Below are 26,348 nucleotides of genomic sequence, written 5' to 3'. Positions count from 1 at the left end.
CCAGGTGAACCACGGCAGATGCGCCGTGCAGGGCACTGACCTGGTGTTTCGCGAGTCGCGCCGAGCGCTGGACGCGCCCCGTCCGGTCCAGGCTCTCCGCGGTGGCAAGTGGTCTTGACGCTCGGCCGACGCTCATTCTGACGGCTTGGCAGGGCTCCTTGCGGGGGTGTGCAGGGAGCCGGCGGGCCAGCCCGCCGCCCATCGCCTTGACCCGAGCACGATTGGCACGATGCTGGCGCCGATCACCTCCGCGCCACGATGGAACCGTCCTGCGAGGCGGTGCCGCTGCGGGTGGCTCTGCGGTGGCAGCGGGGCCACAACCACGACGCGGGCCCCACACCCGGCATTCGAACCAGCCGCACGGGCCGGGGTACGACTGCCCTGCACAGGCGAGAAGTGAGACGATGAAGGCACCTCACCAGGAGTTGGTCCTCTCCCGTGCCGCTCGCATCCTGGAGGCGTTCAGCCAGGAGGAGCTGGCGCTGACCGTCTCCGAGGTCGCGCGCCGTACGGGGCTGCACGTGGCCACGGCCTCCCGGCTCGAGGGCGAGCTGGTCGCCCATCGTTTCCTGGGCCGGGACGACGATCGCCGGACTACGATCGCCGGGAGCGGATCGGTGTCCGGCTCTGGGAACTCGCCGTCCGGGCTACGCCCGCGCTGTCCCTACGGGACGCCGCGATGCCGCTCATGGAGGGCGTGCACGACGTCCTCGGGGGACGCCGTCGAGATCGACGACGACCTGGCCGTCGACGTCCGGGACGTTCTCGCCAGATATCCCGGAGGGCGCAGCGGAGCAAAGGGCTTGCGGTGGCCGGTGTTGCCGTCTCAGGGGTGATGCTACTGATCGCGGGCATCGCCACCGCGGTGGTCGACTTCAGGGTGTGGACGCCTCCTGCCCGAGACGCGGACGGCGAGGTCGTAAAGCCCGGCTGGACCACCTTTCACTCCATCGAGCGGGCGACTGCTTCACCTCGCTGCGGTCGGGCCTCCAGGTAGGGACGCGCCCCCGGCACCCGGCGCGGAGGTGCGGCTCCCGCCCGTCCGACGCACCGCACCGAGCAGAGGCTTACGCCACCTCCGGTTGCCTGAGCAGGGCCGGGTCCCCGGATGGGACGAGGTCGGACGCCTATGCGACGCTCTCGACCGCGGAGCAGGTCTACACACGCAGCGTGCTGGAAGGGACAGTGGGCCCGGACGGAAAGATCACCGACGAGGTCGAGGGCAGGGCCAGGGCGGCCGTGCGCGTGGGCGCGGAGGTGCAGGGCATGCTCGACCAGTCCCGGGCCGACCAGGTCGAAGCGACGAACCTCAAGACCCACGAGGACTACGAGAAGGCGGTGGCCAAGCGGGCGGGCTGGGTCGAGTTCGGGGCCACGGTGGGCATCGCGGCGGGCGTCGCCTTCCTGCCCGTGACGGCGGCCGCGGGCACGGCCGCTGTGCTCATCCCGCTGGCGACCGATACCGCCAGTGGCGCTGCAGAGCAGTTCATCGGCCAGATGGTCGGCGACTTCACCGAGGAGTCTGTGGACAAGCACAAGGAGAAAATGGAGGAGCTCACCGACGAGGAGAGAATGGAGATCTTCTCCGCCGGTGAGGCCCTGGCCGAGGCACCGATGGAGGAATTCCTGCTGCGGCACGTCCCGGACCCCGAGGGCAGCGCGTTCGCGCAGGACCTTCGAGAGTCGATGCTGCTGGGCTACGGGGTGGGCAACGACCGGGCGAAACAGCAGGGCAATAGCCCGGAGACGGGCTGAGGTCGGCGGCCGAGGACACGTAAGGATGCGGATAGTGATCAGTCGTAGGTCGGTACGCGTTGGACTCCTTGCCATGGCTGTGACCGGCTTGTTGGGTCTCGCGACCACCGGTTGTGGCGGGGACGGAGACGAGGAGCCGGCTGACAGGGCCTTGGCGGGAACGCAAGTGTGCGGTGGGGACGCCGTGTCCGCCCAGGCGTCCAAGGCACTGAAGGTGATCATGGGGACATCGCGGTTCGGGACGCCGGCGGAGAAGTCCACCGTCGCGCGGGCCGCGAAGAACCTGGTCGCTGCGTTTCCGGCTGCCACCGGAGGGCGCGACGACGTCTGTCGCATCTACACGGCCGGTGGTGAGGCGGATTTCGCGATCCGAGTCACCTGGGGGCTGTATGGCGACTCCCCGACGGAAACGCCGGCCCCGGAATTCACCGTGCTGAACATGGGGGAGCGCACCCTGGCGGCGGCGAACAGGGCGTCGGTCCGGTTCGCGTGCCGGAGCGACAAGTTCCCCGACTCCATGAATGAGGCGGCTCACGTCGGCATCGGCGTGGAACGCTGGGGCACCCCGACGGAGCCCGAGGGTGACACCGAGGCGTTGAAGGACGCCTACGCGACCGTGGCCCATTCCTTCTCGCTGGCCATGGCCAGGGAACTGGGCTGTGAGAAGAACGGCGGGCTCCCGGAGAAGCCCGTGCTGGATCCCGCGTAGCCGTCGGCGTATGCGGAAACGACCGTGATCAGGCGGGCCCTTCCTCTGCCCGGAGGAGGGGCCGACTGGCGTAGGCGGTCCGCCACGGACGAGCGGCGCATGCCCGCCGCGCGCAGCCGCCTCGCGCAGCAGCAGGACGCCCCGTCCGGTTGGCGGCCCAGGGATGCCCACAGCCGGATCGAGGTGCGGGCCGTGCGGATTTCGTCAGCTCATCCAGTCATCCAGAGCCGCGGCGACCTCCTCGCGCCACCCACCCGCGTCGCCCACTTTTCCGGTCATGCTCAGAGATCCTCATCGTGCAGGCCCGTACGCGACCCTGCACAGTGGTTGCCAGGGGTGATCCCGCAGGCGCCCGCCGGTACGGCGAATTCCAGCCGGTGGACCGAAGCGAAGGACGGAGGATCAGAGCCGCCGACCTGCACTGTGCTCGGCCGTCTGTGCAGATGCCCCGTGGGCCGCGAGCTGGACACTGAGGGGGAGCGAGGTCGCCGTGGAACCGCCCCTGCGTGGCCGGATCGGCTCCGGCGGCATGGGCAGGGTGTATCTCCGTGAATCGCCCGCCGGTCAGCAGGTGGCGGTCAAGGTGATCAAGTCGTCCCTCCTGGATGCCGAGACCCGCAGCAGGTTCGTCCTCGAGGTGGAGAACATGAAGAAGGGCTTCGGGTAGCGCGTGGCTGCCTTCGTCGGCGCCGATCCGGTGGCGGACCAGCCGTGGCTCGCCGTCGACTACGTGCCCGATCCCGACCTGCTCCGGCACGTGCGCGACCACGGTGTCCTGCCGCTGGTGGAGACCGCCAGCCTCGGTGCGCTGCTGGCCGGAGGAATCACCTCCGTGCATCAGGCACAGCTGTCGCACCGTGACCTCAAGCCGCAGAACGTCCGCCTCCTGGTGAGGTTTCCGGTGTCGGCTTCGGTGAGAATGGCGACCGGAGACTGGCGAGTACGGTCCTCCGGTCTTCGCGGAGATGGCGCAGGCAGTCTTGACGCTGGTTCGACGCTCGTTCTGCCGGGATGTCAGCTGCCCGGCAATGCCGCACCTCGTGGTCCCATCGCTGGTCGGCTCGCCAGGAAGCCGACCCACAGCGGGTTCGGGCTCTTCTCGTCGGAGACCACCTCGGTCGTGAGCGTGGGGATCGTGTCGGCGATGCGTCGCGCAGTACTCGACTTCTTGTAGCTAGGCCGACCAGACGAGACCCCAGTCGAGAGACGGTCCCGGCATTCGGAGCCGGGTACCCGCCACGAGTCCCAGGTCGGCGCGGACCGTCGGCAAGACCACGCCGCAGAGCAACACGAAATCTGTCTTCAGAGCGAGTCGAGCGGGAAGGTCGTCATTGTCCATCTCGATTACCGGGCCGTGTACCGCGAGCCCCGAGAAAAACCTGTCGGTGTCCAGCTCGCGAATGAATGTGCCCGCTGCGACCGGGAACGATGACGGCTGATCGTCGGTGACGTCTTGCGTGAGCGGATACTCCTCGCGGACGAGCAGGCCGACCTTGCTTCCCAGTAGCCTGGTCGTCTCGAATTCGTAGGCGGATGCGAAGTCTGCTCCGTTCGGCCTGGCGGTGCGTCAGGCCGGGGCGTCGTCCGGATCGGACCTTCGTGGAAGAGGAGCAGCGTGAACGTCGCAGAGAGCGTGGTCCTCGTGACCGGGGGTGCCTCGGGGCTCGGACTGGCCACGGTGAAGAAGTTCTTACGGGCCGGTGCCGGAGTCGTCATCGCGGACCTGCCCTCCTCCCGGGGCGAGGAAATCGCGGCCGAGCTCGGGGGACGAGTCGTTTTCCAGGCCACCGATGTGACGAGCGAGGCACAGGTCACCGCCGCGCTGAACGCCGGGCGGGAGCTCGGAACCCTGCGGGCCGCGGTGAACTGCGCCGGGGTGGGCAGTGCGGTGAGGACGGTGAGCAGGCGCGGGCCCTTCCCGCTCGCCGACTTCAACCAGGTCATCCAGATCAACCTGGTGGGCACGTTCAATGTGCTTCGGCTGGCGGCGGAGCGTATCAGCGAGGCTGAGGAGGTCGACGGGGAGCGGGGCGTCATCATCAACACGGCGTCCATCGCCGCGTTCGACGGGCAGTCCGGGCAGACCGCCTACGCCGCTTCCAAGGGCGGCATCGTGGGCATGACCCTGCCGGCCGCGCGCGACCTCGCGCCCCTGATGATTCGTGTCGTCACCATCGCGCCCGGGCTCTTCCGGACCCCGTTGCTCGCCGGTGTTCCCGAGAAGGCCCTCGCCGCGCTCGGCGACCAGGTGGCCCACCCCGCGCGGTTCGGGCGGCCGGAGGAGTACGCGGATCTGGCCCTGCACATCGCGACGAACCCGATGCTCAACGCAGAAACGATCCGTCTGGACGGTGCCGTCCGGATGGGATCGACCCGATAGCAGGCGGGCAACGGCACGGAGAGGGTCGGGGCCCCGGTCCGGTCCCCTCTCTCAACAGCGCGGTGCCGCCCGGGGCGGGACAGGGGCGTCCGACGCCGCTCCCGGGGGTACGTGCAGGCGACCGGCCGCCATGACGAGTCGGACGGCACGCAGAGCCTGGAGATCGTCGAACGGATCGCCGCCCACGACGAGGAGATCGGCGCGGTACCCGGGCGCGATCAGCCCGGTGTCGTGGCCGATGCCCACGGCGTCAGCGGCTCCGCACGTGGCCAGGTCGACGACCTCGGTGGCGGAGAAGCCGATGTGCTCGAAGAACTCGAGACTCGAAACGAAGTCGTCGAAGACGGCACCGGACACGCCCGCGTCCGTGCCGGCGATGAGGCGTACCCCCTGTTGGCTCATCCGGCGAAGGCCGGTGAACATCTCCTCGGCCCGCTCGGCGCCGAAACGTTCGGCGAAGCCGCGCCAGTCGGGGCTGGCCGCCGGGCACACCCGAATCCCCTTGGCCGCGATCTCGGCGACCAGGTCCTCCCGTACGTCGAAGCCGTCCTTGGTGATCCAGGTGCAGTGCTCCAGCGTGTCCACACCGGCGGCCACCGCCGCGGCGATGCCCGCGGTGCCGTGGGCGTGAGCGGCGACGGGCAGCCCGGCCCGCTTCGCCTCCTCGACCACGACGAGCAGTTCCTCGGTGGTGAACTGGGCCTCCCAGATGGGAGGACCGCCTTTGGTGATGCCTCCGCCGGTGGCCATCACCTTGATGACGTCCACGCCGCTCTCGGCGTTGCGGCGGGCCAAGTCCCGGATGGCGCTCTTCCCGTCGACCTCGCCGCCGAGGAACCAGCAGTGTCCACCCGGCCTGGTGAGGGGAGTGCCCGCGGCCAGGATGCGCGGCGCGGGGGTGGTGCCGGCCGCGAAGGCGTCGCGCAGTCGCAGCGTGAGTCCGTTGCGGTCGCCCAGGTCGCGCACCGTGGTGACGCCGGTGTTCAGCGCCCGCATCGCCCTGTCGGCCATGGCGGGCAGCAGATCGGCGTCCTCCGCCTCGCCGAGCGTGGACACCGGGTCCGTTCCGGCGTCGAATGCCAGATGGACATGGCAGTCGATCAGGCCGGGAAGCAGGGTGGCGTCCGGGTGCGCGATGCGGGGAACGTCCTCGGATGCCCTGCGCTCGACCTCCGCGCGGGGCCCGACGTCGGTGATGACGCCCTGCCGGACCAGGACCGCTCCGTCGACGACATGCCGGCCGAGGGGGCCGGTCACCACCCGGCCCGCAGTGATGAGGGCATCCATCAGAGGTCAACTCCCGTTGTGCGTGAACGTCCGTGGGGCGGCTTTCAGGGCGTCGGAGAGTGCCGTGAGCTGACGCAGGTCGTCCTCGAAGTCGTCACTGCCGGGCAGGACCACGGGGACCGCCTGGGAGGGCGCGGGGTCACCGGCGGCGTACGCGCTCAGGGCCGCGGGCAGGTGCCGTGCGGCCACGTCGAGTCCGACCTCGTCCAAGGGCTCCTGCTGCGCCGCCAGTTGCGCGATGTACGGGCTCACCCGCACCAGGCCGTCCCGGCACTCGATGACGCGCCGGTAGCAGCGGCGGTGCACCCCGGTGAGCCGCAGGGCGTCGCGCCAGGTGCCGGTCGGCGCCTTGCCGAGGGAATCCTCGGGAAACGTCTGGTGCAGCGCGGCCCACAGCGGAGTCAGGCGGTGGTAGGTGCGGTAGCGGTGGTACCACAGGCGCGCGCTCGCCCACTTGACCGCCATCGGCGGGTAGATCAGCCCCAGGACGAAGAGGGGGATCGCCAGGTCGAGCACGAGCTTGGCGCCCATGAGCACGGGTGAAGGAACCTCACTGCCGAGCCGGCGGACCACGTTGAGCGCGGCGCGGACGGAACCGGCCATCACCATGCCGGCCAGTGCGACGGCCACGATCCGCAGCCCCGTGGCCAACGGGGCGGTGGCCGAGCGGAGGTGACGCACCGTCCACCACAGGCTCATGGTGAGCGCGTAGATGAGGTAGAGCCCGGCCGCCAGGTAGAAGACGAAGACTCCGGTCAGCTGCATGTTCGCCGTGGCGTACACATGGCCGCGTTCGCCCCGCGGCGTCGCCACCATCGCCAGAGTGATGACGACGACGGTGACTCCCAGCGGGATCAGTTCCCTCCGGGCGCGCCTGCTTCCGGTGTCGCGGTCCGCCGCGGACTGGAGGAAGAACCAGCTCAGGCAGTAGAGAGCGATGAGCAGGAAGACGTTCTGCAGCAGCTTGGCGGTTCCGGTTCCGATGAGCGCGTCGAGCCATCGCGCGCCGCCCTTCGTACCCAGGGGGAAGGACAGGGACGCGCAGACGATGCACAGGGTCAATGCATGGAGCAGCTTGTCGGAGGGGGCTTTGACGAGCTGGCTGATCTTCCAGACCAGGGTCAGGCACAGGACGGCCCCGAGTACGAAGGACAGCACCGTCACATCCACCCTCGCCGGTCCACCAGGGCCGACTGCACCAGATCCGTCATGGGGTCCGCCGACTTCCGCGGGCTGACGAGATCGAGCACGGACGCCCACTCCAGGATGATGGTGGCGACGAGCTCGGCCTCGCGCTCACGTTCCTCGTCGTACGACGTGCGCCGCAGCGCGCTCATGATGACCTTCAGGGAGATGTCGGGCAGCATGTTCTGCCAGAACTCCTGGTCCGTCTCATCACTTTGGTGGCCGGCCAGGATGTGGCCCACTTCGTGCAGGATGATGTGATCTTGGTGGGCTTTGCTCGTCTCGCTCTGGAAGAAGATGTAGTCGGCCTTCTTCGTGGCGATCCAGAGGCCGAACGGGCCGGGGACCGGCAGCGAGTAGGGCATCAGATGAATGGGCCGGCCACGGTGTTCCCCCAGCAGCCGACAGAGGACATGCACCTGCAAGGGTGGCCGGATGCCCAGGGAGCGGAGAGTGCGCTTGCAGTGCCGTCGTAATTCTCGCTCTTTCAAGGAACCTCTCCGCCGACACACGCGCGTCCTGTCTGGTGTTCACCGTGGAGTCAACATCCGGCGGCGCGCGGGATGCCAGCAGGAATCTGGCCATTCACTCCTGACTTCGCCCCTGACCGTCGAGACGCTCGGCCTGCTCCAGCCGGTAGACGATGTCGAGGAGGTCCATGACCTGTTTGCGGTGCTCCGGGGAGAGCTGCCCCGCCCGCATCGCCATCAGCCTGACGTCATCGCCGTCGGACGCCTGCTCCAGCCGAGCCTGCTCCGCGGCGAGGAGCTCCAGCTGGGCCGTCATGCGAGCGGTCGTCTGATCCTCGAAGAAGTAGGCGGCGGGCACGCCGAAGAAGTCGGCCAGCGCCTCGAGGTGCTTGAGGCTGGGGTTGGTCTTCTTGCCCTTGCGCAACTGCCAGATATAGCTTTGGGAGATGGAGACGCCGGTCTCCCGGATGGCCGCAGCGACCCGCTCGTTGCTGTACTCGTGGCTCGCGTCGGGGCGGACGGTCGCGAAGAGTTGGTTGAGCTTGTCGGCGAGGCTATCGCCCGCAACCTGTGACATGGCACCCACTCCGCCGCAACTGCGGCTTCCACTCTGGTGAATTCGTGTGTCTGGGAGTGTCCTCAAGAAGGGTGAGGCCCGTCAACTCCACGGATACGGATGCGTCAGCCAAGCCCTGCGCCACGGCGTGCGCCGAGCGCCGGCCGGCCCGGTCGTCGTGGTACGAGAATCCCTGTGCGGTTGGAGCCGTGCGGCACGCCGCAATCGCGCCCTGGAACCCGAGGCCGGTCTCCCCGAGTGGGGACGAGGGAGGCCGGACGGCAGCGGTGAGTCCTGTGTCGCCGTTCAGTATGGTTCCTCAACTGGTCATCGAACTAGGCCCATTTGAGACGCTGATCAGGTGGAGTAGGGTGCCGCAACGTCCGGATCTTCCACTGTCGTGAAGACCGTTGACATCTGTATCTGGTACGTGAGTTGATGCTGGGGCATCGCACGAATCATGCCTCGGGTCGCGACTGACTCATCGCGGCGGTGCGAGGCAGGGCCTGCGCCCCGGGGGAAGACGCCTGGTGGCTCGTCTCCTGGTGAGGGCCCCGGGGGAACGGCGTGAGAGGGAAGGTGCGGATGAAATCGACACTGGGGCAGACCGAGGCCAAGGCGGGACACCTTCGACGTACCGATAGGAAAGTGCCACCTGCGTTACGCACGGACGGGGCGCCGAGTTCTTGCCGTGACTCCCCGTCCCTCACGCACCAGGCCGACCCGTTCGCATCGAACGCGGAATTGCCGGTATACGTCAAAATAAAGAACAGACTGCGGTGGGAAATCCTGACCGGTACGTACGTGGAAGGGAGTCATCTTCCATCGGCGGGTGAGCTGGGGAACACCTACGGGGCGAACAAGAACACGATACTTCGGGCCCTGCGCATGCTGCGCAGTGAGGGAATGATTGATTTCGGCCGGGGGCGAGGAGCGGTCGTCACCCACTCGGCACGCCCCGTGGATCTGGCCGATATCTCTGAACAGCTCCAAGCGGTGGTCAACCTTGCGGACGCCTCGGGCATACCCCGCTCAATGATCATCTCTGCCGTACAGCGCATACCGCGGGCGACGTCCGCGCGCGCCGTGGTGGGCCACGGGGTCCGCGCCGCCCTCACCTGACCTCGGGGGCGGCTCGACCGTAACTCCGTGGTCCGCGGCGCCGCATGTCTCCGGTGCGGACGCAGTCAGCGATCCGTACCAGTCCTTCCTGATGCCCGTCGGGTGTCGGTGACCAGTTGGTTGCCGGGACCCGGCGGGCATCGCTGCGTTCTCCCGGGAGTTGTCGGCGGGGCCCGCGGATCGCCGGTCCGGGGAAATGACGACTGGGGCTAATACAGAGGGTGAGAAAAGTGCTAGTGGAGCCAGACCGTTTTCCTGGCGGCGGGGGTCGTGAAAGTCCGGAAAACCGGCTGCCCGAGGGTGGGTTCTCGCAGGTCGGGAGATCCGGTACGGGCATCCGGACTCAAGTCCGGAGCGGCTCACGGAACGTGCTGGGAACAGGATCGCACTTGAATCGCGAGAGGCGTACGACCAAAGATGGTCGAGGCAAGCGCGGATCGTTCGAATGACGCCGGGTTTGTTTCTGCAAGAGTTCTCATCGCACTCCGCGCGTTCTGTGCTAAACGCGCGAAATCTAAGAAGGAGTTCTCCTATGAGCGCCACCGAGATCGTGGTCGAGGATGTTCTGGCCGAGCTGCTGGACGGCGACGACGTCGCGGCCCTGACCGAGCTGGAGACGGACCCGTCGCTCATGCCGACCGCCGTCGGCTCGATCATCTACACCGTCATGATCCACTGCTGATTCTGAGTCAGTGGTAGGTGGTCGGCAGGCGACAGGAACCAACGCTGCCGCTTGCCGACAACACCGTTCAACCAGTACGAGGCGGCGGTCCCTGCCCATTGCCTGGAGGGGGGCCGCCCCTTGCACAGCGAACAACTGCCCGGAACGAACCCCGGAACGCAGCTGTCCAGCACTACGCCCGCATGCTACCTGTATCTCTGGAGGCCACGCGTCATGACGGTCACCGAATCCTCGGTTCCCCTGTCCGAGGAAGAGGTCGTGCGCTGGGCCGCCGGCGTCGAGGTATCTCCAGGGGCCTCGCTCTCCCCTCAGGTCGCATCCGCTGGAAGCGGGCGTCCCGTCCTGACCGAGGTCCCTGGTCCTCGTTTCGACGCACGCGTCCGAGACGGTAGCGTGACGGGCCATCATCTACGCCACGTCGGCCGGGCGTTGGCGGTGCTCCACGCGGCGGAGCCGCCGGGCGACAGCCCCGTTGTCCTGGAGTCCCTGCCCTGGGAGCCCCTTCCCCTGCGGGTCTGGGCGGGACTGACCGGCGCGCAGCGCCAGTTGACCGGAACGCTCCACCGCGAAGAGGTGCTGCGGAACCGGGGCCGTACCGTCCAGGCTGACCTGATGGCGGGGGACGTCTGGTGCCACGGCGACGCCAGGACGAACAACATCGTCGTGGCGGGCGACACCCCGATGTTCATCGACTGGGAGTGCTCGGGGCTCGGCCGCCCCGAGGCGGACCTGGGCTCCCTGTGCGGCTCGCTGATGTTCGATGAGCTCAATCCGATGGATGCCCCCGCGGGAGCCGAGGCCCAGGCGGAACTCCGGGCGTCGCTGGGCCGGGCGACGGGGCACATACGGGTCGTCCTGGCGGCCTACCGGTCCCACAGTGATCGGCGGCTCGACCCGGCGCTACTCGGAGGCGCCGTGGGCGGCAGCCTGCTGTCCCGTGCGTTGATGCGTGCCTCGCAGACCCGCCTGGACCGGGTCGTCACGGTTCTCGCCGGCATCGGCCGCGGACTGCTGCTCGACCCCGCACGCTGGAGGGCCATCGATGCACACGCCTGAACCGACGCGGACGCCTGAACCGATGGGCACGCCTGAACCGACGCACCCGCACGACGCCGACAGGCTCGCCCGCATCCGCCGTACCGTCGGCCGGTTGCTGGACGAGGACGCACACCGGGGCATGTCCGAAACCCTGCGCGAAAGCCTCGCCGACCGGATCTACCGGACGGTCCACGCGGTACCGGGCCGACGCGGCGACGTGTTCGCCTCGGACCGGGTGGCCTACGCCGCCATGGTCGCCGAGGCCGAGCGGCGGCTCGGCGACCTGACCCATGACCGCACCGGCTTCACCCTCGTCTCGCGCGACGCCGGGCGGACCGTCGTGTCCTGCCCCGACGGCGTCGACGTGGCGCTCGACGAGCGTCACGTACGCATCTCCGCCGCGGGTGACGTGACGGTCACCGCCAGTGGGCTCTCCACCCAGGTGGGTGCCCGCTGGGTGTACTGGACACCGCCCCAGTCCGGCGACGCCATGGACGCGCGGGTCTATCTGCACGCCCGGCCCGACGACGCGCTCGACGCGTGGTCCGGCGCCGTCCGCACCCTGCACGGCGCCGGCATCGAGTTCGCGGCCAAGGTCGGCGGATCGGCCGCGATGCTCGACCGGACGGACTGCGTCGTCCTGTACTGCGCGGCGGACGACCTGGCGCGGGTCGCCTCGGCGGCCGCGGCGAACTGCGCGGACCCGGTCGAGTCCGTACCCGGATTCAGTGTGGCGCTGTACGCCGGTGTCGGTGTCGCGCTCACCCCCGAGGCGGACACGGGCGCAGTGGCCATGAGCATCGGCTACTACTGGGCCCGGACCCTGGTCGAGGCGTGGGACGCCAACGGCACCCCGGGTCTGGACGCGGTGCTCACGCGGCTGGCCCGGTCCTGGGAGCGGACGCGGCGGCAGCTGCGGGTTCCGGAGGCGGTATGACTGCCGGGCCTGCCCTTCCCCCGCCCGGGCGCCGGTCCAGACCGCCCGGAATCGAACGCATTCTGCTGATCGGCACCGGAGCGATCGGTGTGTCTCAAGTTCCGTCCTTCATCGGTCTGTTGAAGTTCGACTACGGCTTTGACGTCGCCGTGTGCCTGACCGCGGCCGGACGCGACTTCGTCTCCCCGCGGGCCCTGGCCACCCTGACGGGACGGCCGGTGGTGCCGCCCGTCTGGCCCGCCGAGAGTGGCCCCGAGCACGTGGAGTGGGCCGAGTGGGCCCAGGGAGTCATCGTCTGGCCCGCCACATTGGACTTCTTGTCCCGGTGCGCGTTCGGCCTGGCCGACAGCCTGCCTGCCGCCATCGTCCTCTCCACCACGGCCCCGGTGGTCTTCGCGCCGTCCGTCGCGGCCGGCGCGGCTCAGGGCGGGCCGCTCCGCCGCGCCCTGCGGATCCTCCGGCAGGACGGGCACGGGGTCGTCGGGCCGGTCATCGGGCACGCGGTGTCCACCGGGGAGCTGTCGCCGGGGGCATGCGCGCCCCCGGAAGCCGTCGTCGCAGAGCTGATGGCACGCCTCCGCCCAGCAACGTCCGTAACTGCCACAGAGGAGAGTGTGATCGATGTCCGGCACCCCATCCCGTCTGCTGCCGAGCGAGCTGAAGGCACGCCCCACGACGCCGGCTGACCAGCCCCTGGTCGACGAGATCTTTTCCGACGAGCGGCTCGCCGCGATGGGCGAGACCGCCTTCCCGCAAGGCTACGAGCAGGCCCGGGGGCAGCTGCTGACCCTGATGGAGCAGGGGGTGATGAAGGGCTGGTTCATCGAGCTGCCGGGGTTCGGCGTACTGTCCGCGCAGTTCTACGCGCCGACCGGCTTCGACGGCACCTGGAGCGGCGACACGGTCACCGCCCCGGGCGTCGAGACACTCGGCCGCCGAGGCATCGGCACCGCCTGCATGGCGGTGGCCCTCGACGCGCTCTTCGCCGACGAGTCTGTACAGCGCCTCTCCGGGCAGGTCGCGGTCATCAACCCCGCCGCCCTGGCCGTGTGCGACCGGATGGGCTTCACCAGGGAGGGCCTGGCCCGCTCCCACATGGTGACGCCCGCGGGCGAGCGGGTCGACGCCGTGATGATGGGTCTGCTCCGCGCGGAATGGGCCGGCGCGGCCGCCGTGGAACAGCAGCTCCTGGCGGCGTCATGAGCGCCGCCGTCTCCACCGGCGCGGCGGGCGGCATCGTCACCGGCATGCTGCACGAGATCTGGACGCTGGGCCACTTCGAGGCGGTGTCCCGCTTCATCCACCCGGACTACACGATGCTGGACGAGCGGGCCGAGGTCAGGCTGCGCGGCCGGGAGGCGTTCACCGAGACGGTCGCCGCGTTCCGGGGCCTGTTCGACGAGCCCCGGATGAACGTCAGCCACCTGATCTCCGGCCAGGACATGGTGGCGTACCGGTGGGAGTTGACCGGCCGCATCTCCGACGCCAAGCTCCTGACCCCCGCGCTCCAGGCGATCGAGCGGCACGTCCCGGACATACGGCTGATCAGTCATCGGGGACTGAGCATCGCCCACCTCGAGGACGGAATGATCCTCGAGGAGTGGACCGAGGCCGACAGCACCGCCATGAGCCAGCAGCTGGGGTGGTGGACATGACCGCGACGGGCGTCGTGTCGCTGGGTCTGCACCTGCCCGGCACCCCCGTGGGCAACGGGAGCATCGCGGCGGCCAGCGGGGCGGATCCGGCGTGGATGGAGGACCGGATCGGCATCCGGGCGCGGCACCACGCGCCCCGGCCGCAGACGGCGACGGACCTCGCCGTCGGAGCCGCCGAGAACGCGCTGGCGGGCGAAGGGGTCACCCCCGACCTCATCGTCGTGGCCACGGTGACCGCCGAGCGCCCCGTACCCTCCACCGCCTGCTTCGTCCAGGACCGCCTCGGACTGGCGGGCGTACCGGCCTTCGACGTGAACGCGGCCTGCTCGGGTTTCGTCTACGCCCTCTCCTGTGCCTACGGGATGACGCTGGCGGGCCACTTCCGTACCCCGCTGGTGATCGGCGCGGACACCTTCACCCATGTCGTCGACCCCACCGACCGGCGTACCGCGCCCCTGTTCGGCGACGGCGCCGGGGCGGTCCAACTCGGCCCCGTCCCGGACGGCTACGGAATCCTCGCGGTCGAACTGTGGGCGGAGGGCTCCCAGGCCATGTACGCGACCGTCCCCCGCGAGGGCTGGTTCACCATGGACGGGCGGAGCGTCTCCGGCGTCGTCATGGACATGGGCCCCAAGATTCTGCAGGGCGCGCTGGACCGGGCCGGGGTACGGCTCGACCAACTGGACCGCGTCATCGTGCACCAGGCCAACCCGCGCCTGGTGCGGCGGCTCGCGGACCACGTCGGGCTGGACGAGAGCACGGCACCGGCCTACGGGTCGGTCACCGGCAACACGGCGTCCGCGTCGATCCCCGTCGCGCTCGCCATGGCCGACCGTGAACGGCCCTTCCGCCGGGGGGATCTCGTGGCGCTGGTGGCTGTGGGCGCCGGCATGACAGCGGGCGCCGCAGTGCTGCGCTGGTACTAAGAGGAGCGAAAGTGAACGTCCTAGTCGCAGGTGGCGGGAGCAGTACGCCGCCCGCGGGCTGCGAGCAGGTGGCCGACATCGAGGTGCGCGGCGAGCGCGTGCGGTTCGGCCTTGCGAAGCGGCCCGACACGGCCTTCGACCGGGCCGCCGACCACAATCGCGCGTACGTGCTCATCCGGGTGCGCGCGTTCTCGCTCGGCGAGGGCCTTCCCGGGTCGCCGGAGTCCGGCCCCGCAGCGTCACGGTGGGTGGAGTTCGGGTCCGACTTCGTCGCCGACGTCCTCGCCGTGGGGTCCGCCGTCACCGCCCTGGCGCCGGGGGACCGGGTCGTTCCCGTGCTGCGGTGGCCACCCGTACGGCCCGACCCCGTGTCGGCCCTGGAGAATCCCGGTCGGGCGTCACGACAGGTGCAGCGCGTCCACCACGCCCGGCTGCTGCGCCTGCCGTCCGGCCTCGGTGACGCCGAGGCAGCGTGCCTGCCGACCGCGGGCGCCACCGCGTACGCCATGGTGCGGCGTGCCGCCGTTGCGCCTGGCGACTCGGTGCTGGTCACGGCGGCCGGTTCGGCGACGTCCCTGGCCGCTGTCCAGGCGGCCCGGCTCGCCGGCGCCCAGGTGTACGCCCTGTCGCGAAGTGGCGCGGCGGCCACCGTGCTGGAGAAGCTGGGCGTCACCCGGTCCTTCTCCTCCGCCGAGCCGGAAGACCTGGCGGAGTGCGCGGAGCTGGCTCGGCGCCTTCGGGGCTTCGACGTGATCATCGACCCGCTGTGGCGCAGCAACTTCCGGACCGCCGTGAAGTTCCTGGGGTTCTCCGGCCGGTACGTCGCGGGACACGACCCCTCGGGAGAGGACGTGGCCGCGGACTGGGCCGCGGCCACGGGAAGCCTCGTGGCGAAGAACGCGTCGTTCGCCGGGCAGCGCCTGGGCACCCGCGACGATCTCCAGGCGGCCGTCGACGACTTGACGGCCGGCCGGCTGGAGATGCCCGTCGACGCACACTTCCGGGGAGCCGACGTCGGCCCCTTCGTTCTCAGCAGCCTCGATCCGCACCGGACCGGCGGGGTCATCTATGCCTTCACGGAGGAGTGAGAAAGACATGGCGGACATTTCCAAGGACCTCTTCGGCCCGTTCGCGGGAATCGGCGCACTCGATCTGCCGAACACGAAGCTCGTCGACCCCTTCGACGGAATTCTGGGCATGTTCTACACGAAGATCGTCAACCAGGCCGAACAGGACAACGCGTGGTTCGCCGAACAGGCGGTGCCCGCCGGTCCGGGCAGGGTGCTCGACCTGTGCTGCGGCGGTGGCCGGTCGGCGGTCGAACTCGCCCGCGCAGGACACGAGGTCACCGCCGTGGACATCTCGCCCATACAGCTGGCCGCGGCCCAGAAGCGGGCCGCGGAGTTCGGCGTCACCGACCGGATGACCTTCGTACACGCGGATGTGACCACCCTCGACCTCGACCGGGTCTTCGACGCGGTGGTGATCGGCGGGCTGAGCGTGACGCTGTTCGACGGCGAAGCGCGCACGGCTCTGCTGCGCGCGGTGACACGTCATCTCGTCCCGGGCGGGCGGTTGTTGTTCGACCACGCCCCGGCCCAGCCGGACGAGCAGGAGTCCGAGAAGGTGTTCACGGTGCCGATCCGGCTGCGTGAGCGCTCCGGCTTCGTGTTGGTCGGGATGTTGCGCCGGCCCGCCGACCGGACCCAGTTCACCAACATGAGCGCCGAGTTGACGGACGGCGAAGGGCGTACCACGCGCCATCTGACCGGATTCAGGTTCTGGATCGACAGCACCGAGAGCGTCACGGCGGAACTGGGCCGGCACGGTCTGACCGTGGCCGCGGCCCACCGGGACCCGGAAGCCCGCGACACCACGTCGCCCGCCACCATGCGGGAATTCATCGTCGCCGAGACACTCCGGTGACCGCCGACCCCGCCCTCGCCGCACGGTTGCGGGAATGCGCCGTGCGCGACCAGGAGCTGGCCAAGGTCCCGGGCAAGACGGCACAGGACGTCGACCGCTGGATGCGGGTCGCGGCCGACAACGAGCGCTTCCTGTGGGACGTCCTGCAAGCCCACGGCTGGCCGGGCCACACCCTCGTCGGCGAGCAGGGATCCGCCGACGCGATGGTCATCGTCCAGCACGCCACGCGTGACCGGAAGCTCCAGCGCTTCGCCCTCGGCTGTCTCGTCGAAGCCGTCGACGCCGGTGACGCGGACCCCGCACATGTCGCCTACCTGACCGACCGCATCCACCTGCACGCCAAAGTGCCCCTGCGCTACGGCACCCAGTACACCCGTAACGAGCGGGGGCAGTACCGGCGGCTGCCGGTGGAGGACCCGGAAACGCTCGACGACCGCCGCCGGCGGGTGGGACTGGAGCCGCTGGACGTCTTCGAGCGGCGGCTCGTCGAGGTCGCCGGCGGGGAAGACGTCTTGGAGGAGCGCCCGTGAAGCCCTTGCGGATCATGGCCACCCCGAGCCCGGCCGTCGGCCACTTCTTCCCCATGGTGCCGATGCTGTGGGCCCTGCGCAGTGCCGGGCACGACGTACGGGTCGTGGTGCCGGCGTTCTTCGTGAACACGGTGCTGCAGGCCGGGCTGGCCGCCGTCGCCACCGCTCCGGTGTCGGAGGAACAGGCCCTCGACGCGCGCGACGACATTGACGACGACCACACGACCGGCACGTACCGGCGACTCGCGCGCATCGCGAACGCCATGGCGGGGGACGTCGAAAGGATCGTCGACGGGTGGCGGCCGCACCTGGTGATCTCCGACCCGATGGACTTCACCGGGCGGCGCGCCGCGGCCGAACACGGGCTGGCCCACGCGGAGCACTGGATCGGCGGATTCCTGCCGACGGAACCCCGGACGAGCGCCGCACGGCATGTCTTCGGCGCGTGGCACGAGGCGTGGCCGGGGATGGGATCGGTGCCGGACGTGGTGATCGACCCGTGTCCGCCGGGGTTCCAGAGCGCCGGTGCGCCGTCCGGGATACGTACGCGCTACGTCCCGTACAACGGGCCCTCGGCGGTGCCGGCCTGGCTGACGGACAGGGACCGGCCCCGGCGGGTGCTGATCACGCTGGGCACCATCGTGTCGCAGGGGCCCGAGGCCCACCAGTTGCTGGAGCGGACGCTCGACGCGACGGCACGGCCGGACGTCGAGGTGGTGGTGGCGGCCCGCCCGGGGACCGTGCCGCAGGAGCTCGCCCAGCGGGCGAAAGCGGTGCGGTGGCTGCCCATCGGACTGGCCGTGCAGCACTGCGACCTGATCGTCCACCACGGCGGATCGGGCACCACGATGGCCGCGCTGGCGCACGGAGTCCCGCAGGTGGTCTGCCCCTCGGTCCTGGACCAGACGGACAACGCACGGCGGCTCGAAGAGCTGGGGGCGGGGCGACTGGTCCCCGTGCCCGCGGCCCTGGCGGGTGACGGAGAGCTCGTCCGGGCCGTCGAGGACGTTCTCGGCGACCCCCGGTACGCGAAGTCGGCGGCCGTCCTGCGGGACGAGAACGACGCGGCGCCGGCCCCCGCCCGCGCCGCCGAACAGCTGCTGCGCACCATGGGTGAAAGGTGAAAGCAATGCCGACGCTGACACAGCGACAGACCGAGGGGTTCGAGAAGAACGGCTTCTTCTTTCCCGTGGAAGCCCTTACGGAGAGTGAGGCCGCCGAGCTGCGGGACACCGTGCTCCAGCACCTGGCCGATTGCCGGCGCCTGGGTGGCGCGCGGGCCGCACTCGCCTTCGGGCCGAAGGTCCATCTGCTGGCGCGGTGGGCGCACCGCCTGGTGCGGCACCCGGCGCTGCTGGAGATCGCCGAGAGCATGCTCGGCCCCGACATCCTGGTGTGGGCAACCCAGATCTTCGTCAAGGAACCCGGCGGCGCGACCGACCTCGCCTGGCACCAGGACGCGCTCACCTACGACCTGGACTCCGACGGCCGGCTGGCGGCCTTCCGGGTCTGGCTCGCCCTGACACCCACGTCCGTGGAGAACGGCACCCTGCGCTTCGCCGCGGGAACGCACCGCGACGGCATACGCACGCACCGCAGGACGTCCGGACTCAAGGGCATGATGCGCGGCGACGAAGCCGCCTTCGGCGAGTCGGAGTTCGAACGGCACGACGTGGTGCTGAGGCCGGGACAGTGCTCGCTGCACAACATGCTGGTGGTGCACGGATCCGGTCTGAACAGGACCGACGAGACCCGGGTGGCCTTCGCCATCGACTACCTGGCGCCCTCGGTGCGCCCCAGCCGCGGCCAGGACTCGGCGCTGCTGGTCCAGGGGGAGGACACCCACGGGCACTTCGTCCTCGAACAGGCCCCGCAGGACGACCTGGGCGACGAGGCCCTGGCCCTGTGCAGCGACGCCGTCCGGATGCGCATGGTCCGTCTCCAGGCGGCGGAGGAGGAGCGCAAGAAGTCGGGGGCCCTGACCCATGGCTGACCCGGCCGACCGGCCGCGCGGGGGGCGGGTGGGCGTCTACTACCCGCTCCAGCCGCGCGCCCCCCGGCAGCTCGCACCCTTCGCCCGGCTCGCCGCCCAGCAGGCGAATCGGCTCTGGATGGGCCAGTCCCTCACCCTGGACACCCACCAGACACTCGCCTACCTGCTCGGACAGGGCATCAGCCCGGCCCTCGGCGTGGGCCTGTCCCTCATGCCGCTGGCCCACCCCTACCAGGCGGCGGTCGCGGCCCGGTCGCTGGCGGCGCTGTCGGGCAAACCGCTCACCGCGGTCTTCGGCACCGGTACGCCGGCGTTCCAGCGGGCGTTGAACGGCGTGCCCTACGACAGCCCGTTGAAGGCCGCGCGGGAGTACCTCACCACGGTCTCTCGGCTGCTCAAGGGTGCGCCCGGGGAGGAGCGGGAAGCGGACGCCACCGCCGCCACCCGGCTCGACCCCTCGCTGGCCGACGTCCCCGCGGTGGAGACGGGTCTTGGCGTGCTCCGGTCCGGGATGGCCCGGCTGGCGGCGGAGCACGCGGACGTGGCGCTCACCTGGATGACCCCGCTGTCGTACGTACGGGACACCCTGCTGCCGGTGCTCGGCGGAGGGGAACCGGGCCCCCGTGTGGTCAGTGTCGTCCACGTCGTCGTACGGCGGCCCGGCCGGGACGTGGCGCGTGCCGTCCGGCTGGCCACCGGCAGCCATCTGAGCAGCCCTCATTACCAGGGGGCACTGGCCGCGGCGGGGCTGTCGCTGACCGGAAACGATCAGGACATCGCCCGGAAGCTCGTCGATCACGGTGTGGTACTTGTGGGTACTGCTGACGAAATCGCTTCAAATGTCGGCAAGTACTGGGCCGTTGGCATCGACGAGGTGGTGCTCAACCCCTGTGTGCTCGTGGCAGAAGGCCCTGCGGAAGCTCTGCGGGACCTGCTGGAGATCACCGCGGCGTGCCGGGTGGCGGCGGAGCCTCGGATGGAGGAAACACCGTGAGCGACGCGAAATTGATCACCGGGGGAGGGGCGAGCATCGGCGCGGCCGCACGGGCGCCGTGGAAGGCACTGGGCAGGGGTGAGGCTGGAACGGCGATTCCCAGCCAAGATGACAGCGCCGTCGGCGTGGGCGTGATCCTCTTCCTGTCCGCCGTGGAAATCGTCCTGGTCGACCTGATGCTGTCCGCCCCGTGGGCCCGCGTGGTGGCGCTGGCCGCCGGGCTCGCCGCCGCCTACCTGATGACCGGCTTCGCCGTCGCGCTGAGGGCCTACCCGCACCGGGTGGGGGGCGGGGTGCTCACGGTTTCCTACGGGGCCTCCTTCCACGCGCGCGTGCCGCTCAGCCTGATCGAGGAGGTGGTCGTGCGGCGCACCGTCTCCGACCAGCAGCGGACGGCCGCGATCAACGAGGGCGTGTTATCGGTCCCGGTCATGTCCACCACCAACCTGGTGCTGAAACTGCACGAGCCCGCCCGGCTCGAAGCGGGCAAGACCGTCGGAGAGGTGCGGGAGATCCGCATTCACGTGACCGACCCCGCCGCCGCCGTGACCTCGATCCGCAACGCACTGGAGGGCAACGAGCAAGCACAGGAGCAGGAGACCGCCCGGCCGCCGGCCAAGGCCCCCGGCCAGGTGCCGACGTGGCTGCGCCGCCTGCGGTGGGCCGGACTCCTCGTGCTGCTGATCGAGATCGTGCTGGTGACGACCGGGCTGCTGGACTGGCGCATCGCCGCCGGCATCCTCGTGGTCACCGAAGGCACCCTGTCCGTGCTGGGCCTGGTCTTCGGCGTTGCGTTCATCAGCCAGTACCGCGGGCTCCGGCGGACCGGCCTCGGGCGGCGGGCCGCCCTCGGCGAGGCGTTCTACTCCCTGATGCCGCCGCCGATCGCGGAGATGGTGCGCCACGAGGTCTCCGTATGGGGAATCCTCGCCCGGGCCGTCACCTTCCGTACCCAGGCCGGGCCCGGCGACACCCCCCTGGGCCGGGTCGGCTTCGCCTGGCAGTCCGGTGCCCTGGCGGTCCTGCTCGCGGCGGGCGGGGTATCGCTGCTCACCCTGGCAGGGGTGAGCGCGCTCACCATCGCCGGGACCATCGCCCTGCTGTACGCGGCCGCCGCGGCTGCCGCCTTCGCCGTGGCGGGCAGGGTGCGACCGCACACCCTGGGCCGGGACGACGTCGTCCTGCGCTGGGGCCTGCACCACAGCACGCGGATCCCTCTCACGGCCGTCAGCCGGGTCCGGGCGGCGGAGCAGCCCGACCACCGGCCGGCCGAGGACGCATTCCGCGTACCGGGCCGGGCGTCGGGCGCCCTCGAACTCCATCTCGGTGAACCGGTCGAGGTGCCCGCCCGCATGGGCGTCCTGCGGCCGGTCACCACCATCGTGGTGCCCCTCGCGGACCCCGCGGCCGCCCACGCCCTCATCGAGGCCCATCAGGTTGAGGAGGCACAGTGAAGGCCCTTGTCCTCGCAGGCGGATCCGGCACCCGCATGCGTCCCATCACGCACACGTCCGCCAAACAACTCGTCCCCGTCGCCGGCAAACCGGTGCTGTTCTACGGGCTGGAAGCCATCGCCGCGGCCGGCATCACCGACGTCGGTGTGATCGTCGGGGACACGGCCGACGCCATCACCGCCGCCATCGGCGACGGATCTCTCTTCGGTCTGCACTTCACGTACATCCACCAGGACCGTCCGCTGGGGCTGGCCCACGCGGTCGCCGTGGCCAGGGACTTCCTCGCCGACGACGACTTCGTGATGTATCTGGGCGACAATTTCCTGCTCGGCGGCATCACCGAGGTCGTCGACGACTTCCGTACGTGCGGAGACCGCGATGCGCAGATCCTGCTGAGCCGGGTGGCCGATCCGGCCGCCTTCGGCGTGGCCGAACTGGACGAGACCGGCCGCGTCGTCGGGCTGGAGGAGAAACCACGGCATCCGAAGAGCGAGCTGGCGCTGGCAGGGATCTACCTGTTCACACCGCTCATCCACGAGGCCGTGGAATCGATCCGGCCGTCCGCGCGCGGAGAACTGGAGATCACCGACGCCATCCAGTGGCTCATCGACCACGGCAGGAGGGTTCACTCGTCCGTCATCTCCGGCTACTGGAAGGACACCGGGAACGTGCCGGACATGCTGGAGGCCAACCGTTCCGTCCTGGAGACCGTCGACGCCGTCCAGGAGGGATACGTGGACGAGGCCAGCACGGTCATCGGCCGCGTCCGGATCGAGGCCGGGGCCAAGGTCATCGCCAGCCGGGTCGTCGGCCCCGCCGTCATCGGACCGGGAACCGAGGTCATCGGCTCCTACATCGGCCCGTACACCTCCGTCTCCGAGGACTGCCGCGTCGAGGACAGCGAGATCAGTTACTCCATCGTGCTCCGGGGCTGCCTGGTGACAGGCGTGCGGCGGATCGAGGAGTCACTGATCGGCCGGGACGTGGAGGTCGGGAGGTCCCCGCGCACGCCCGCGGTGCACCGGCTCGTCCTGGGCGACAACAGCAGAGTGCAGATACCGTCATGACGCCGCCCAGGATCCTGGTGACCGGGGGCGCCGGCTTCATCGGCTCCCACTACACGCGCACGTTGCTGCGGGACCCGGCCGCGTGCGTCACCGTGCTGGACGCGCTGACCTACGCGGGCAACCGGGACAACCTCCAGCCGGCGGAAGCCCACCGGGGGTTCCGGTTCGTCCACGGAGACATACGCGATGTCGCCATCGTGGACCGGCTGGTGGCCGAGAGCGACCAGATCGTCCACTTCGCGGCCGAGTCGCACGTGGACCGGTCGATCGCCGACGGCAGGGACTTCACCGAGACCAACGTCGTCGGCACCCAAACACTGCTCGACGCGGCGCGGCGCCATGGTGTGGAACGCTTCGTGCACATCTCCACCGACGAGGTGTACGGCTCCCTCCCGTCGGGCGCGGCGAGCGAGACCGCCCCGCTGCGGCCCTCGTCCCCGTACTCCGCGTCCAAGGCCGCGTCCGACCTGATGGCGCTCGCGTACCACCGCACCTACGGGCTGGATGTACGCGTCACCCGCTGCAGCAACAACTACGGCACCCACCAGTACCCCGAGAAGCTCATTCCCCGTTTCGTCACCCGCCTGTTGAGCGGCCGCACGGTTCCGCTGTTCGGGGACGGCAGCCACGTGCGGGACTGGCTGCACGTCGAGGACCACGTCCGCGGCATCGAACTGGTGCGCACCCAAGGTGCTCCCGGCGAGATCTACAACATCGGGGGTGGCACCGCCCTGACCAACAAGGAACTCACCGGGCGGCTTCTGGAGTGCTGCGGCTACGGCTGGGAGATGGTCGACCAGGTGCCGGACCGCAGGGGACACGACCAGCGGTACGCCGTCGACGACGGCAAGATCCGGGCCGAGCTGGGCTACCGGACGGCCAGGGACCTCACCACCGCGCTGGAGGAGACGGTGCGCTGGTACCGCGATCACCCGCACTGGTGGAAGCCGCTCACGGAAGCAGCCGCCCGATGAGCCGGCTGGTGACCGGGGCGGGCGGGATGCTGGGCCGGCACCTCGTCCGCCACTGCGAGGACGAGCACGTGGTCGCACTCGACCGCCGGGACCTGGACATCAGGGACGCGGACGCGGTGGACGGGGCGATCGCGCACCACCGGCCCCGGGTGGTCATCAACTGCGCGGCCTGGACGGCCACCGACGCCGCGGAGAAGGACCCCGACCCGGCGTGGCGCGTCAATGCGACGGGCACGCGCAACCTCGCTCGGGCGTGCCGCCGGAACGGGGCGATCCTTCTGCAGTTGTCCAGCGACTACGTCTTCTCCGGCCTCTCCCGCACCCCGTACCCCGAGGACGCTCCGACGGATCCGATCAACACGTACGGGCGCACCAAGGCCGCCGCGGAGAGCGCGGTGCTGGACACGCTCCCCGACACCGGGTACGTGGTGCGCGCGGCCTGGCTGTACGGCGTCGGCGGCCGCAACTTCGTGGACACGATGATCGGCCTGGAGCGCACGCGCGAGAGCGTGCGGGTCGTCAACGACCAGACGGGCCAGCCCACCTGGGCCGACGACCTGGCCGGACTCCTCACCCGCCTCGCCGGCGCCGCCGAGGCCGGCACCGCCCCGCCGGGCATCTACCACGGCACCAGCAGCGGGGAGGTCTCGTGGCACGGTCTCGCCCAGGAGGTCTTCCGGCTCCTGGGCGCGGACCCCTCGCGGGTGCTGCCCGTCACCAGCGGCGAATTCGGGCTCCCGGCCGCACGCCCCGGCTACAGCGCGCTGGGCCACGGCCGCTGGGACCAGGCGGGGATCCCTCCGCTGCGGCACTGGCGCAGCGCCCTGCACGCCGCTTTCCCCCTCCTTCAGGAGGCCCATGCGCAGAAAGGAAGAACGCGTGAATCCATCGGGAATTGAGGGCCTTCGGATCGAGAGGTCTTCCGTCCACCCGGACGACAGGGGCAGCCTCCGCGAATGGTTCCGCGCCTCGCGTTTCCGGGAGTTGACCGGACATGCCCCTTCCGTCGCCCAGGCGAATTGCACGGTCTCCAGGCGCGGCAGTATCCGGGGCATCCATTTCGCCGCCCCGGGCCAGGCCAAGAGCGTCGCGTGTGTGCACGGGGCGGTGCTCGACGTGGCCGTCGACATCCGGACCGGCTCTCCCACGTACGGGCAGTGGCACGCGGTGCGGCTGGACAGCGAGAGCCCGGCGACCGTCCATCTGTCCGAGGACCTCGGCCACGCGTTCATGGCGCTCAGCGACAACGCCGTCGTCGTCTACCTGTCCTCCACCGAGTATGAGCCGGGGCGGGCGCGCGCCATCAATCCGCTCGATCCGTGGCTGGGCATCGACTGGCCCCTGACGCCTGTCCTGTCCGATCAGGACCGCTTCGCCCCCACCCTCGCCGAGGCACGGGCGCAGGGGCTGCTGCCGACCGGGACACCGGGTGCCGGGACGCTCACGACCGGGTCACTCACCACCGGGTCACTCACCACCGGGATATGGAGGCCGGCATGACCGACATGACAGACGCCCTCATCGAAGCGGCGGACCGCGGCCGGGCCGACGTGGCCGCGACGGTGGAAGCGGCCGGCCTGCGTACCGTGGCCGCGACCCTGATCAACGAGGTGCTGTTCCGCGCGCACCTCGACGAGCTCGCCGCGGCGGAGGGCGCCGGGGAGGGTTCCGTCGTCATCACGCTGACGCACGGTGGCCAGGAGACGTCCGTACTCGTCTCCGTGGGACCCAAGGGCGTGGAGATCGCCAGGGCCGCCCACCCTGCCGACCTTCCCCCGACGGTGATCGTCCAGGACGTGTGCGAGACGGCGCTCGCCCTGTACGGGCCGCGTGAGCGCGTGTCCTCGGCCGGCCGGGAAATCCGCTGGCCGAGTCCGCGCACGATGGTTCCCCGACTGGTAAACGGCCCGGCCGTCCCCCGTCTTTTCCATGCGGTGGTGCAGCGTGTCGTGCAGGTGCTCGACCGCGACCAGCCGGCCCGTCTGACGGAACTCGCGGTCCGGCACGGTACGGACAAATGGAGTTTCCTGCACCAGTACACGCAGCACTACCAGCGCCATTTCGGTCCCCTGCGTGACCGGCGCCTGAAAATATGCGAGATCGGCGTCGGCGGATACGGCGACACCGAAGCGGGCGGCGGCTCGCTGAGCATGTGGAAGGAATTCTTTCCGCGCGGACTCGTGTATGGCGTGGACATCGCCGACAAGCGGGCGCTCGACCGGCCCCGCATCACCACGATCCAGGCGGACCAGTCCGACCCCGAAGCGCTCCGCTCGATGGCCGAAAAATACGGCCCCTTCGACATCGTCATCGACGACGGCAGTCATATGAGCCCGCATGTCATCACCACTTTCAAGACGCTCTTCCCCCGTCTCGCCGAGGACGGCATCTATGTCGTCGAGGATCTTCACGGATCGTACTGGCCGCAGCTCTTCGAGGGATCGGAAGACGATCTGAACGCTCCCGAGTTCACCGTGGGATTCCTCAAGAAAATGGTGGACGGGCTCAATCACGAAGAATTTCTCAGGAGCGAGACGCGGGTTCCCAAGCCGACCGACCGGTCGATCAAGGGAATTCACTTCTACCACAATCTCGCTTTTATCGACAAAGGTCGGAACGAGGAGGGAAGCCCGATCGCCTCTGTGCTGCGCGAGGCTCCGGGACTTCTCGGAGTCGAAGGCCTCCGGTGAATCGAAGGGATGAGGCAC

General features: G+C 70.0%; 29 protein-coding genes and 1 pseudogene. 26 read left to right on the top strand and 4 right to left on the bottom strand.

All coding sequences use genetic code 11. The features are described from left to right. Nucleotides 1–404 precede the first annotated feature (404 nt). From VE614_RS26725 to VE614_RS26700, 6 genes and pseudogenes are all read left to right on the top strand, one after another. Entirely contained in the window at nucleotides 405–836 is a 432-nt protein-coding gene (locus tag VE614_RS26725; protein ID WP_324942373.1) for a helix-turn-helix domain-containing protein, read from the top strand. A 274-nt stretch (nucleotides 837–1,110) separates the two neighbouring features. Then, nucleotides 1,111–1,755: pseudogene (locus tag VE614_RS26720) on the top strand (hypothetical protein); the annotation flags it as partial. Nucleotides 1,756–1,939: 184 nt separating this feature from the next. Beyond that, nucleotides 1,940–2,464 (top strand): hypothetical protein, encoded by a 525-nt coding sequence (locus VE614_RS26715; RefSeq protein ID WP_324942370.1) that lies wholly within the window; start codon nucleotides 1,940–1,942, stop codon nucleotides 2,462–2,464. A gap of 490 nt (nucleotides 2,465–2,954) precedes the next feature. Further along, nucleotides 2,955–3,131 (top strand): hypothetical protein, encoded by a 177-nt coding sequence (locus VE614_RS26710; protein WP_324942368.1) that lies wholly within the window; start codon nucleotides 2,955–2,957, stop codon nucleotides 3,129–3,131. Nucleotides 3,132–3,134: 3 nt separating this feature from the next. Next, nucleotides 3,135–3,638 carry a hypothetical protein gene (locus tag VE614_RS26705; RefSeq protein WP_324942365.1) on the top strand — a complete coding sequence of 168 codons (504 nt, stop codon included), beginning with the start codon at nucleotides 3,135–3,137 and terminating at the stop codon, nucleotides 3,636–3,638. Nucleotides 3,639–4,079: 441 nt separating this feature from the next. After that, nucleotides 4,080–4,844, top strand: coding sequence for an SDR family NAD(P)-dependent oxidoreductase (locus VE614_RS26700; RefSeq protein WP_324942362.1), 765 nt, complete (start codon nucleotides 4,080–4,082; stop codon nucleotides 4,842–4,844). 51 nt (nucleotides 4,845–4,895) lie between these two features. On the opposite strand, the gene VE614_RS26695 is transcribed toward VE614_RS26700, so the two are convergent. From VE614_RS26695 to VE614_RS26680, 4 genes are all read right to left on the bottom strand, one after another. Next, nucleotides 4,896–6,131: an amidohydrolase family protein gene (locus tag VE614_RS26695; protein WP_324942359.1), complete on the bottom strand. Its 1,236-nt coding sequence runs from the start codon at nucleotides 6,129–6,131 to the stop codon at nucleotides 4,896–4,898. A gap of 6 nt (nucleotides 6,132–6,137) precedes the next feature. Further along, the gene (locus VE614_RS26690) at nucleotides 6,138–7,289 is read right to left on the bottom strand and encodes an MAB_1171c family putative transporter (protein WP_324942356.1); all 1,152 of its coding nucleotides are present in this window, start codon (nucleotides 7,287–7,289) and stop codon (nucleotides 6,138–6,140) included. A 2-nt stretch (nucleotides 7,290–7,291) separates the two neighbouring features. Next, on the bottom strand, nucleotides 7,292–7,681 hold the full coding sequence (locus tag VE614_RS26685; RefSeq protein ID WP_324942353.1) for a hypothetical protein: 390 nt from the start codon (nucleotides 7,679–7,681) through the stop codon (nucleotides 7,292–7,294). Nucleotides 7,682–7,901: 220 nt separating this feature from the next. Further along, complete coding sequence (locus VE614_RS26680; RefSeq protein ID WP_324942350.1) at nucleotides 7,902–8,363, bottom strand: helix-turn-helix transcriptional regulator; 462 nt, start codon at nucleotides 8,361–8,363, stop codon at nucleotides 7,902–7,904. A 564-nt stretch (nucleotides 8,364–8,927) separates the two neighbouring features. On the opposite strand from VE614_RS26680, the gene VE614_RS26675 reads away from it, so the two are divergent. The 20 genes from VE614_RS26675 (at nucleotide 8,928) to VE614_RS26580 (ending at nucleotide 26,330) form a co-directional block, all read left to right on the top strand. Further along, nucleotides 8,928–9,464, top strand: coding sequence for a GntR family transcriptional regulator (locus tag VE614_RS26675; protein ID WP_324942347.1), 537 nt, complete (start codon nucleotides 8,928–8,930; stop codon nucleotides 9,462–9,464). A gap of 532 nt (nucleotides 9,465–9,996) precedes the next feature. Further along, the gene (locus tag VE614_RS26670) at nucleotides 9,997–10,146 is read left to right on the top strand and encodes a hypothetical protein (RefSeq protein WP_324942344.1); all 150 of its coding nucleotides are present in this window, start codon (nucleotides 9,997–9,999) and stop codon (nucleotides 10,144–10,146) included. A gap of 213 nt (nucleotides 10,147–10,359) precedes the next feature. Continuing rightward, nucleotides 10,360–11,202, top strand: a complete 843-nt coding sequence (locus VE614_RS26665; RefSeq protein WP_324942340.1) for a phosphotransferase — start codon at nucleotides 10,360–10,362, stop codon at nucleotides 11,200–11,202. Between the two features lie 22 nt (nucleotides 11,203–11,224). Next, nucleotides 11,225–12,121, top strand: a complete 897-nt coding sequence (locus VE614_RS26660) for a T3SS effector HopA1 family protein (protein ID WP_324942337.1) — start codon at nucleotides 11,225–11,227, stop codon at nucleotides 12,119–12,121. Beyond that, nucleotides 12,118–12,807 (top strand): flavoprotein, encoded by a 690-nt coding sequence (locus VE614_RS26655; RefSeq protein ID WP_324942334.1) that lies wholly within the window; start codon nucleotides 12,118–12,120, stop codon nucleotides 12,805–12,807. The genes VE614_RS26660 and VE614_RS26655 overlap by 4 nt, the downstream gene beginning before the upstream one ends. Beyond that, on the top strand, nucleotides 12,743–13,324 hold the full coding sequence (locus VE614_RS26650; RefSeq protein WP_324942331.1) for a GNAT family protein: 582 nt from the start codon (nucleotides 12,743–12,745) through the stop codon (nucleotides 13,322–13,324). The genes VE614_RS26655 and VE614_RS26650 overlap by 65 nt, the downstream gene beginning before the upstream one ends. Continuing rightward, nucleotides 13,321–13,776 (top strand): ester cyclase, encoded by a 456-nt coding sequence (locus VE614_RS26645; protein WP_161255698.1) that lies wholly within the window; start codon nucleotides 13,321–13,323, stop codon nucleotides 13,774–13,776. The genes VE614_RS26650 and VE614_RS26645 overlap by 4 nt, the downstream gene beginning before the upstream one ends. Then, nucleotides 13,773–14,702, top strand: a complete 930-nt coding sequence (locus VE614_RS26640) for a ketoacyl-ACP synthase III (protein ID WP_324942325.1) — start codon at nucleotides 13,773–13,775, stop codon at nucleotides 14,700–14,702. The genes VE614_RS26645 and VE614_RS26640 overlap by 4 nt, the downstream gene beginning before the upstream one ends. Before the next feature lie 11 nt (nucleotides 14,703–14,713). Beyond that, nucleotides 14,714–15,790, top strand: a complete 1,077-nt coding sequence (locus tag VE614_RS26635; RefSeq protein ID WP_324942322.1) for a medium chain dehydrogenase/reductase family protein — start codon at nucleotides 14,714–14,716, stop codon at nucleotides 15,788–15,790. A gap of 7 nt (nucleotides 15,791–15,797) precedes the next feature. After that, a complete protein-coding gene (locus VE614_RS26630; RefSeq protein WP_324942318.1) occupies nucleotides 15,798–16,628 on the top strand; it encodes a class I SAM-dependent methyltransferase in 831 nt (276 codons plus the stop codon). Continuing rightward, nucleotides 16,625–17,158 (top strand): DUF6624 domain-containing protein, encoded by a 534-nt coding sequence (locus tag VE614_RS26625; RefSeq protein ID WP_324942315.1) that lies wholly within the window; start codon nucleotides 16,625–16,627, stop codon nucleotides 17,156–17,158. The genes VE614_RS26630 and VE614_RS26625 overlap by 4 nt, the downstream gene beginning before the upstream one ends. Further along, complete coding sequence (locus VE614_RS26620) at nucleotides 17,155–18,282, top strand: glycosyltransferase (protein WP_324942312.1); 1,128 nt, start codon at nucleotides 17,155–17,157, stop codon at nucleotides 18,280–18,282. The genes VE614_RS26625 and VE614_RS26620 overlap by 4 nt, the downstream gene beginning before the upstream one ends. A gap of 5 nt (nucleotides 18,283–18,287) precedes the next feature. Continuing rightward, nucleotides 18,288–19,151: a phytanoyl-CoA dioxygenase family protein gene (locus tag VE614_RS26615; protein WP_324942309.1), complete on the top strand. Its 864-nt coding sequence runs from the start codon at nucleotides 18,288–18,290 to the stop codon at nucleotides 19,149–19,151. Beyond that, entirely contained in the window at nucleotides 19,144–20,145 is a 1,002-nt protein-coding gene (locus VE614_RS26610; protein WP_324942306.1) for an LLM class flavin-dependent oxidoreductase, read from the top strand. Before VE614_RS26615 ends, VE614_RS26610 begins: the two co-directional genes overlap by 8 nt. A gap of 125 nt (nucleotides 20,146–20,270) precedes the next feature. Then, nucleotides 20,271–21,599 carry a hypothetical protein gene (locus VE614_RS26605; RefSeq protein WP_324942303.1) on the top strand — a complete coding sequence of 443 codons (1,329 nt, stop codon included), beginning with the start codon at nucleotides 20,271–20,273 and terminating at the stop codon, nucleotides 21,597–21,599. Further along, nucleotides 21,596–22,666 carry a glucose-1-phosphate thymidylyltransferase gene (locus VE614_RS26600; RefSeq protein ID WP_324942299.1) on the top strand — a complete coding sequence of 357 codons (1,071 nt, stop codon included), beginning with the start codon at nucleotides 21,596–21,598 and terminating at the stop codon, nucleotides 22,664–22,666. The genes VE614_RS26605 and VE614_RS26600 overlap by 4 nt, the downstream gene beginning before the upstream one ends. Then, nucleotides 22,663–23,640, top strand: a complete 978-nt coding sequence (rfbB, locus tag VE614_RS26595) for a dTDP-glucose 4,6-dehydratase (protein ID WP_324942296.1) — start codon at nucleotides 22,663–22,665, stop codon at nucleotides 23,638–23,640. Before VE614_RS26600 ends, rfbB begins: the two co-directional genes overlap by 4 nt. Beyond that, nucleotides 23,637–24,539: a dTDP-4-dehydrorhamnose reductase gene (gene rfbD / locus VE614_RS26590; RefSeq protein WP_324942293.1), complete on the top strand. Its 903-nt coding sequence runs from the start codon at nucleotides 23,637–23,639 to the stop codon at nucleotides 24,537–24,539. The genes rfbB and rfbD overlap by 4 nt, the downstream gene beginning before the upstream one ends. Beyond that, complete coding sequence (locus VE614_RS26585) at nucleotides 24,499–25,140, top strand: dTDP-4-dehydrorhamnose 3,5-epimerase family protein (protein ID WP_324942291.1); 642 nt, start codon at nucleotides 24,499–24,501, stop codon at nucleotides 25,138–25,140. Before rfbD ends, VE614_RS26585 begins: the two co-directional genes overlap by 41 nt. Further along, entirely contained in the window at nucleotides 25,137–26,330 is a 1,194-nt protein-coding gene (locus tag VE614_RS26580) for a class I SAM-dependent methyltransferase (RefSeq protein WP_324942288.1), read from the top strand. The genes VE614_RS26585 and VE614_RS26580 overlap by 4 nt, the downstream gene beginning before the upstream one ends. The last annotated feature ends 18 nt before the right edge of the window (nucleotides 26,331–26,348 follow it).

The sequence above is a fragment of the Streptomyces sp. genome, assembly GCF_035645055.1.
Lineage (GTDB): Bacteria > Actinomycetota > Actinomycetes > Streptomycetales > Streptomycetaceae > Streptomyces.
The sequence above is the reverse complement of the archived record's forward strand: the minus strand, read 5'-3'. Positions and strand labels throughout refer to the sequence as shown.

Excerpts from the sequence above, each read along its gene's own strand:
- rfbD (WP_324942293.1), top strand. The coding sequence starts at position 23,637 with ATGAGCCGGCTGGTGACCGGGGCGGGCGGGATGCTGGGCCGGCACCTC.
- VE614_RS26640 (WP_324942325.1), top strand. The coding sequence starts at position 13,773 with ATGACCGCGACGGGCGTCGTGTCGCTGGGTCTGCACCTGCCCGGCACC.
- VE614_RS26645 (WP_161255698.1), top strand. The coding sequence starts at position 13,321 with ATGAGCGCCGCCGTCTCCACCGGCGCGGCGGGCGGCATCGTCACCGGC.
- rfbB (WP_324942296.1), top strand. The coding sequence starts at position 22,663 with ATGACGCCGCCCAGGATCCTGGTGACCGGGGGCGCCGGCTTCATCGGC.
- VE614_RS26665 (WP_324942340.1), top strand. The coding sequence starts at position 10,360 with ATGACGGTCACCGAATCCTCGGTTCCCCTGTCCGAGGAAGAGGTCGTG.
- VE614_RS26670 (WP_324942344.1), top strand. The coding sequence starts at position 9,997 with ATGAGCGCCACCGAGATCGTGGTCGAGGATGTTCTGGCCGAGCTGCTG.
- VE614_RS26660 (WP_324942337.1), top strand. The coding sequence starts at position 11,225 with ATGGGCACGCCTGAACCGACGCACCCGCACGACGCCGACAGGCTCGCC.
- VE614_RS26725 (WP_324942373.1), top strand. The coding sequence starts at position 405 with ATGAAGGCACCTCACCAGGAGTTGGTCCTCTCCCGTGCCGCTCGCATC.
- VE614_RS26655 (WP_324942334.1), top strand. The coding sequence starts at position 12,118 with ATGACTGCCGGGCCTGCCCTTCCCCCGCCCGGGCGCCGGTCCAGACCG.
- VE614_RS26650 (WP_324942331.1), top strand. The coding sequence starts at position 12,743 with ATGTCCGGCACCCCATCCCGTCTGCTGCCGAGCGAGCTGAAGGCACGC.
- VE614_RS26630 (WP_324942318.1), top strand. The coding sequence starts at position 15,798 with ATGGCGGACATTTCCAAGGACCTCTTCGGCCCGTTCGCGGGAATCGGC.
- VE614_RS26585 (WP_324942291.1), top strand. The coding sequence starts at position 24,499 with ATGCGCAGAAAGGAAGAACGCGTGAATCCATCGGGAATTGAGGGCCTT.
- VE614_RS26675 (WP_324942347.1), top strand. The coding sequence starts at position 8,928 with ATGAAATCGACACTGGGGCAGACCGAGGCCAAGGCGGGACACCTTCGA.
- VE614_RS26680 (WP_324942350.1), bottom strand. The coding sequence starts at position 8,363 with ATGTCACAGGTTGCGGGCGATAGCCTCGCCGACAAGCTCAACCAACTC.
- VE614_RS26610 (WP_324942306.1), top strand. The coding sequence starts at position 19,144 with ATGGCTGACCCGGCCGACCGGCCGCGCGGGGGGCGGGTGGGCGTCTAC.
- VE614_RS26580 (WP_324942288.1), top strand. The coding sequence starts at position 25,137 with ATGACCGACATGACAGACGCCCTCATCGAAGCGGCGGACCGCGGCCGG.
- VE614_RS26695 (WP_324942359.1), bottom strand. The coding sequence starts at position 6,131 with ATGGATGCCCTCATCACTGCGGGCCGGGTGGTGACCGGCCCCCTCGGC.
- VE614_RS26615 (WP_324942309.1), top strand. The coding sequence starts at position 18,288 with ATGCCGACGCTGACACAGCGACAGACCGAGGGGTTCGAGAAGAACGGC.
- VE614_RS26685 (WP_324942353.1), bottom strand. The coding sequence starts at position 7,681 with ATGCCCTACTCGCTGCCGGTCCCCGGCCCGTTCGGCCTCTGGATCGCC.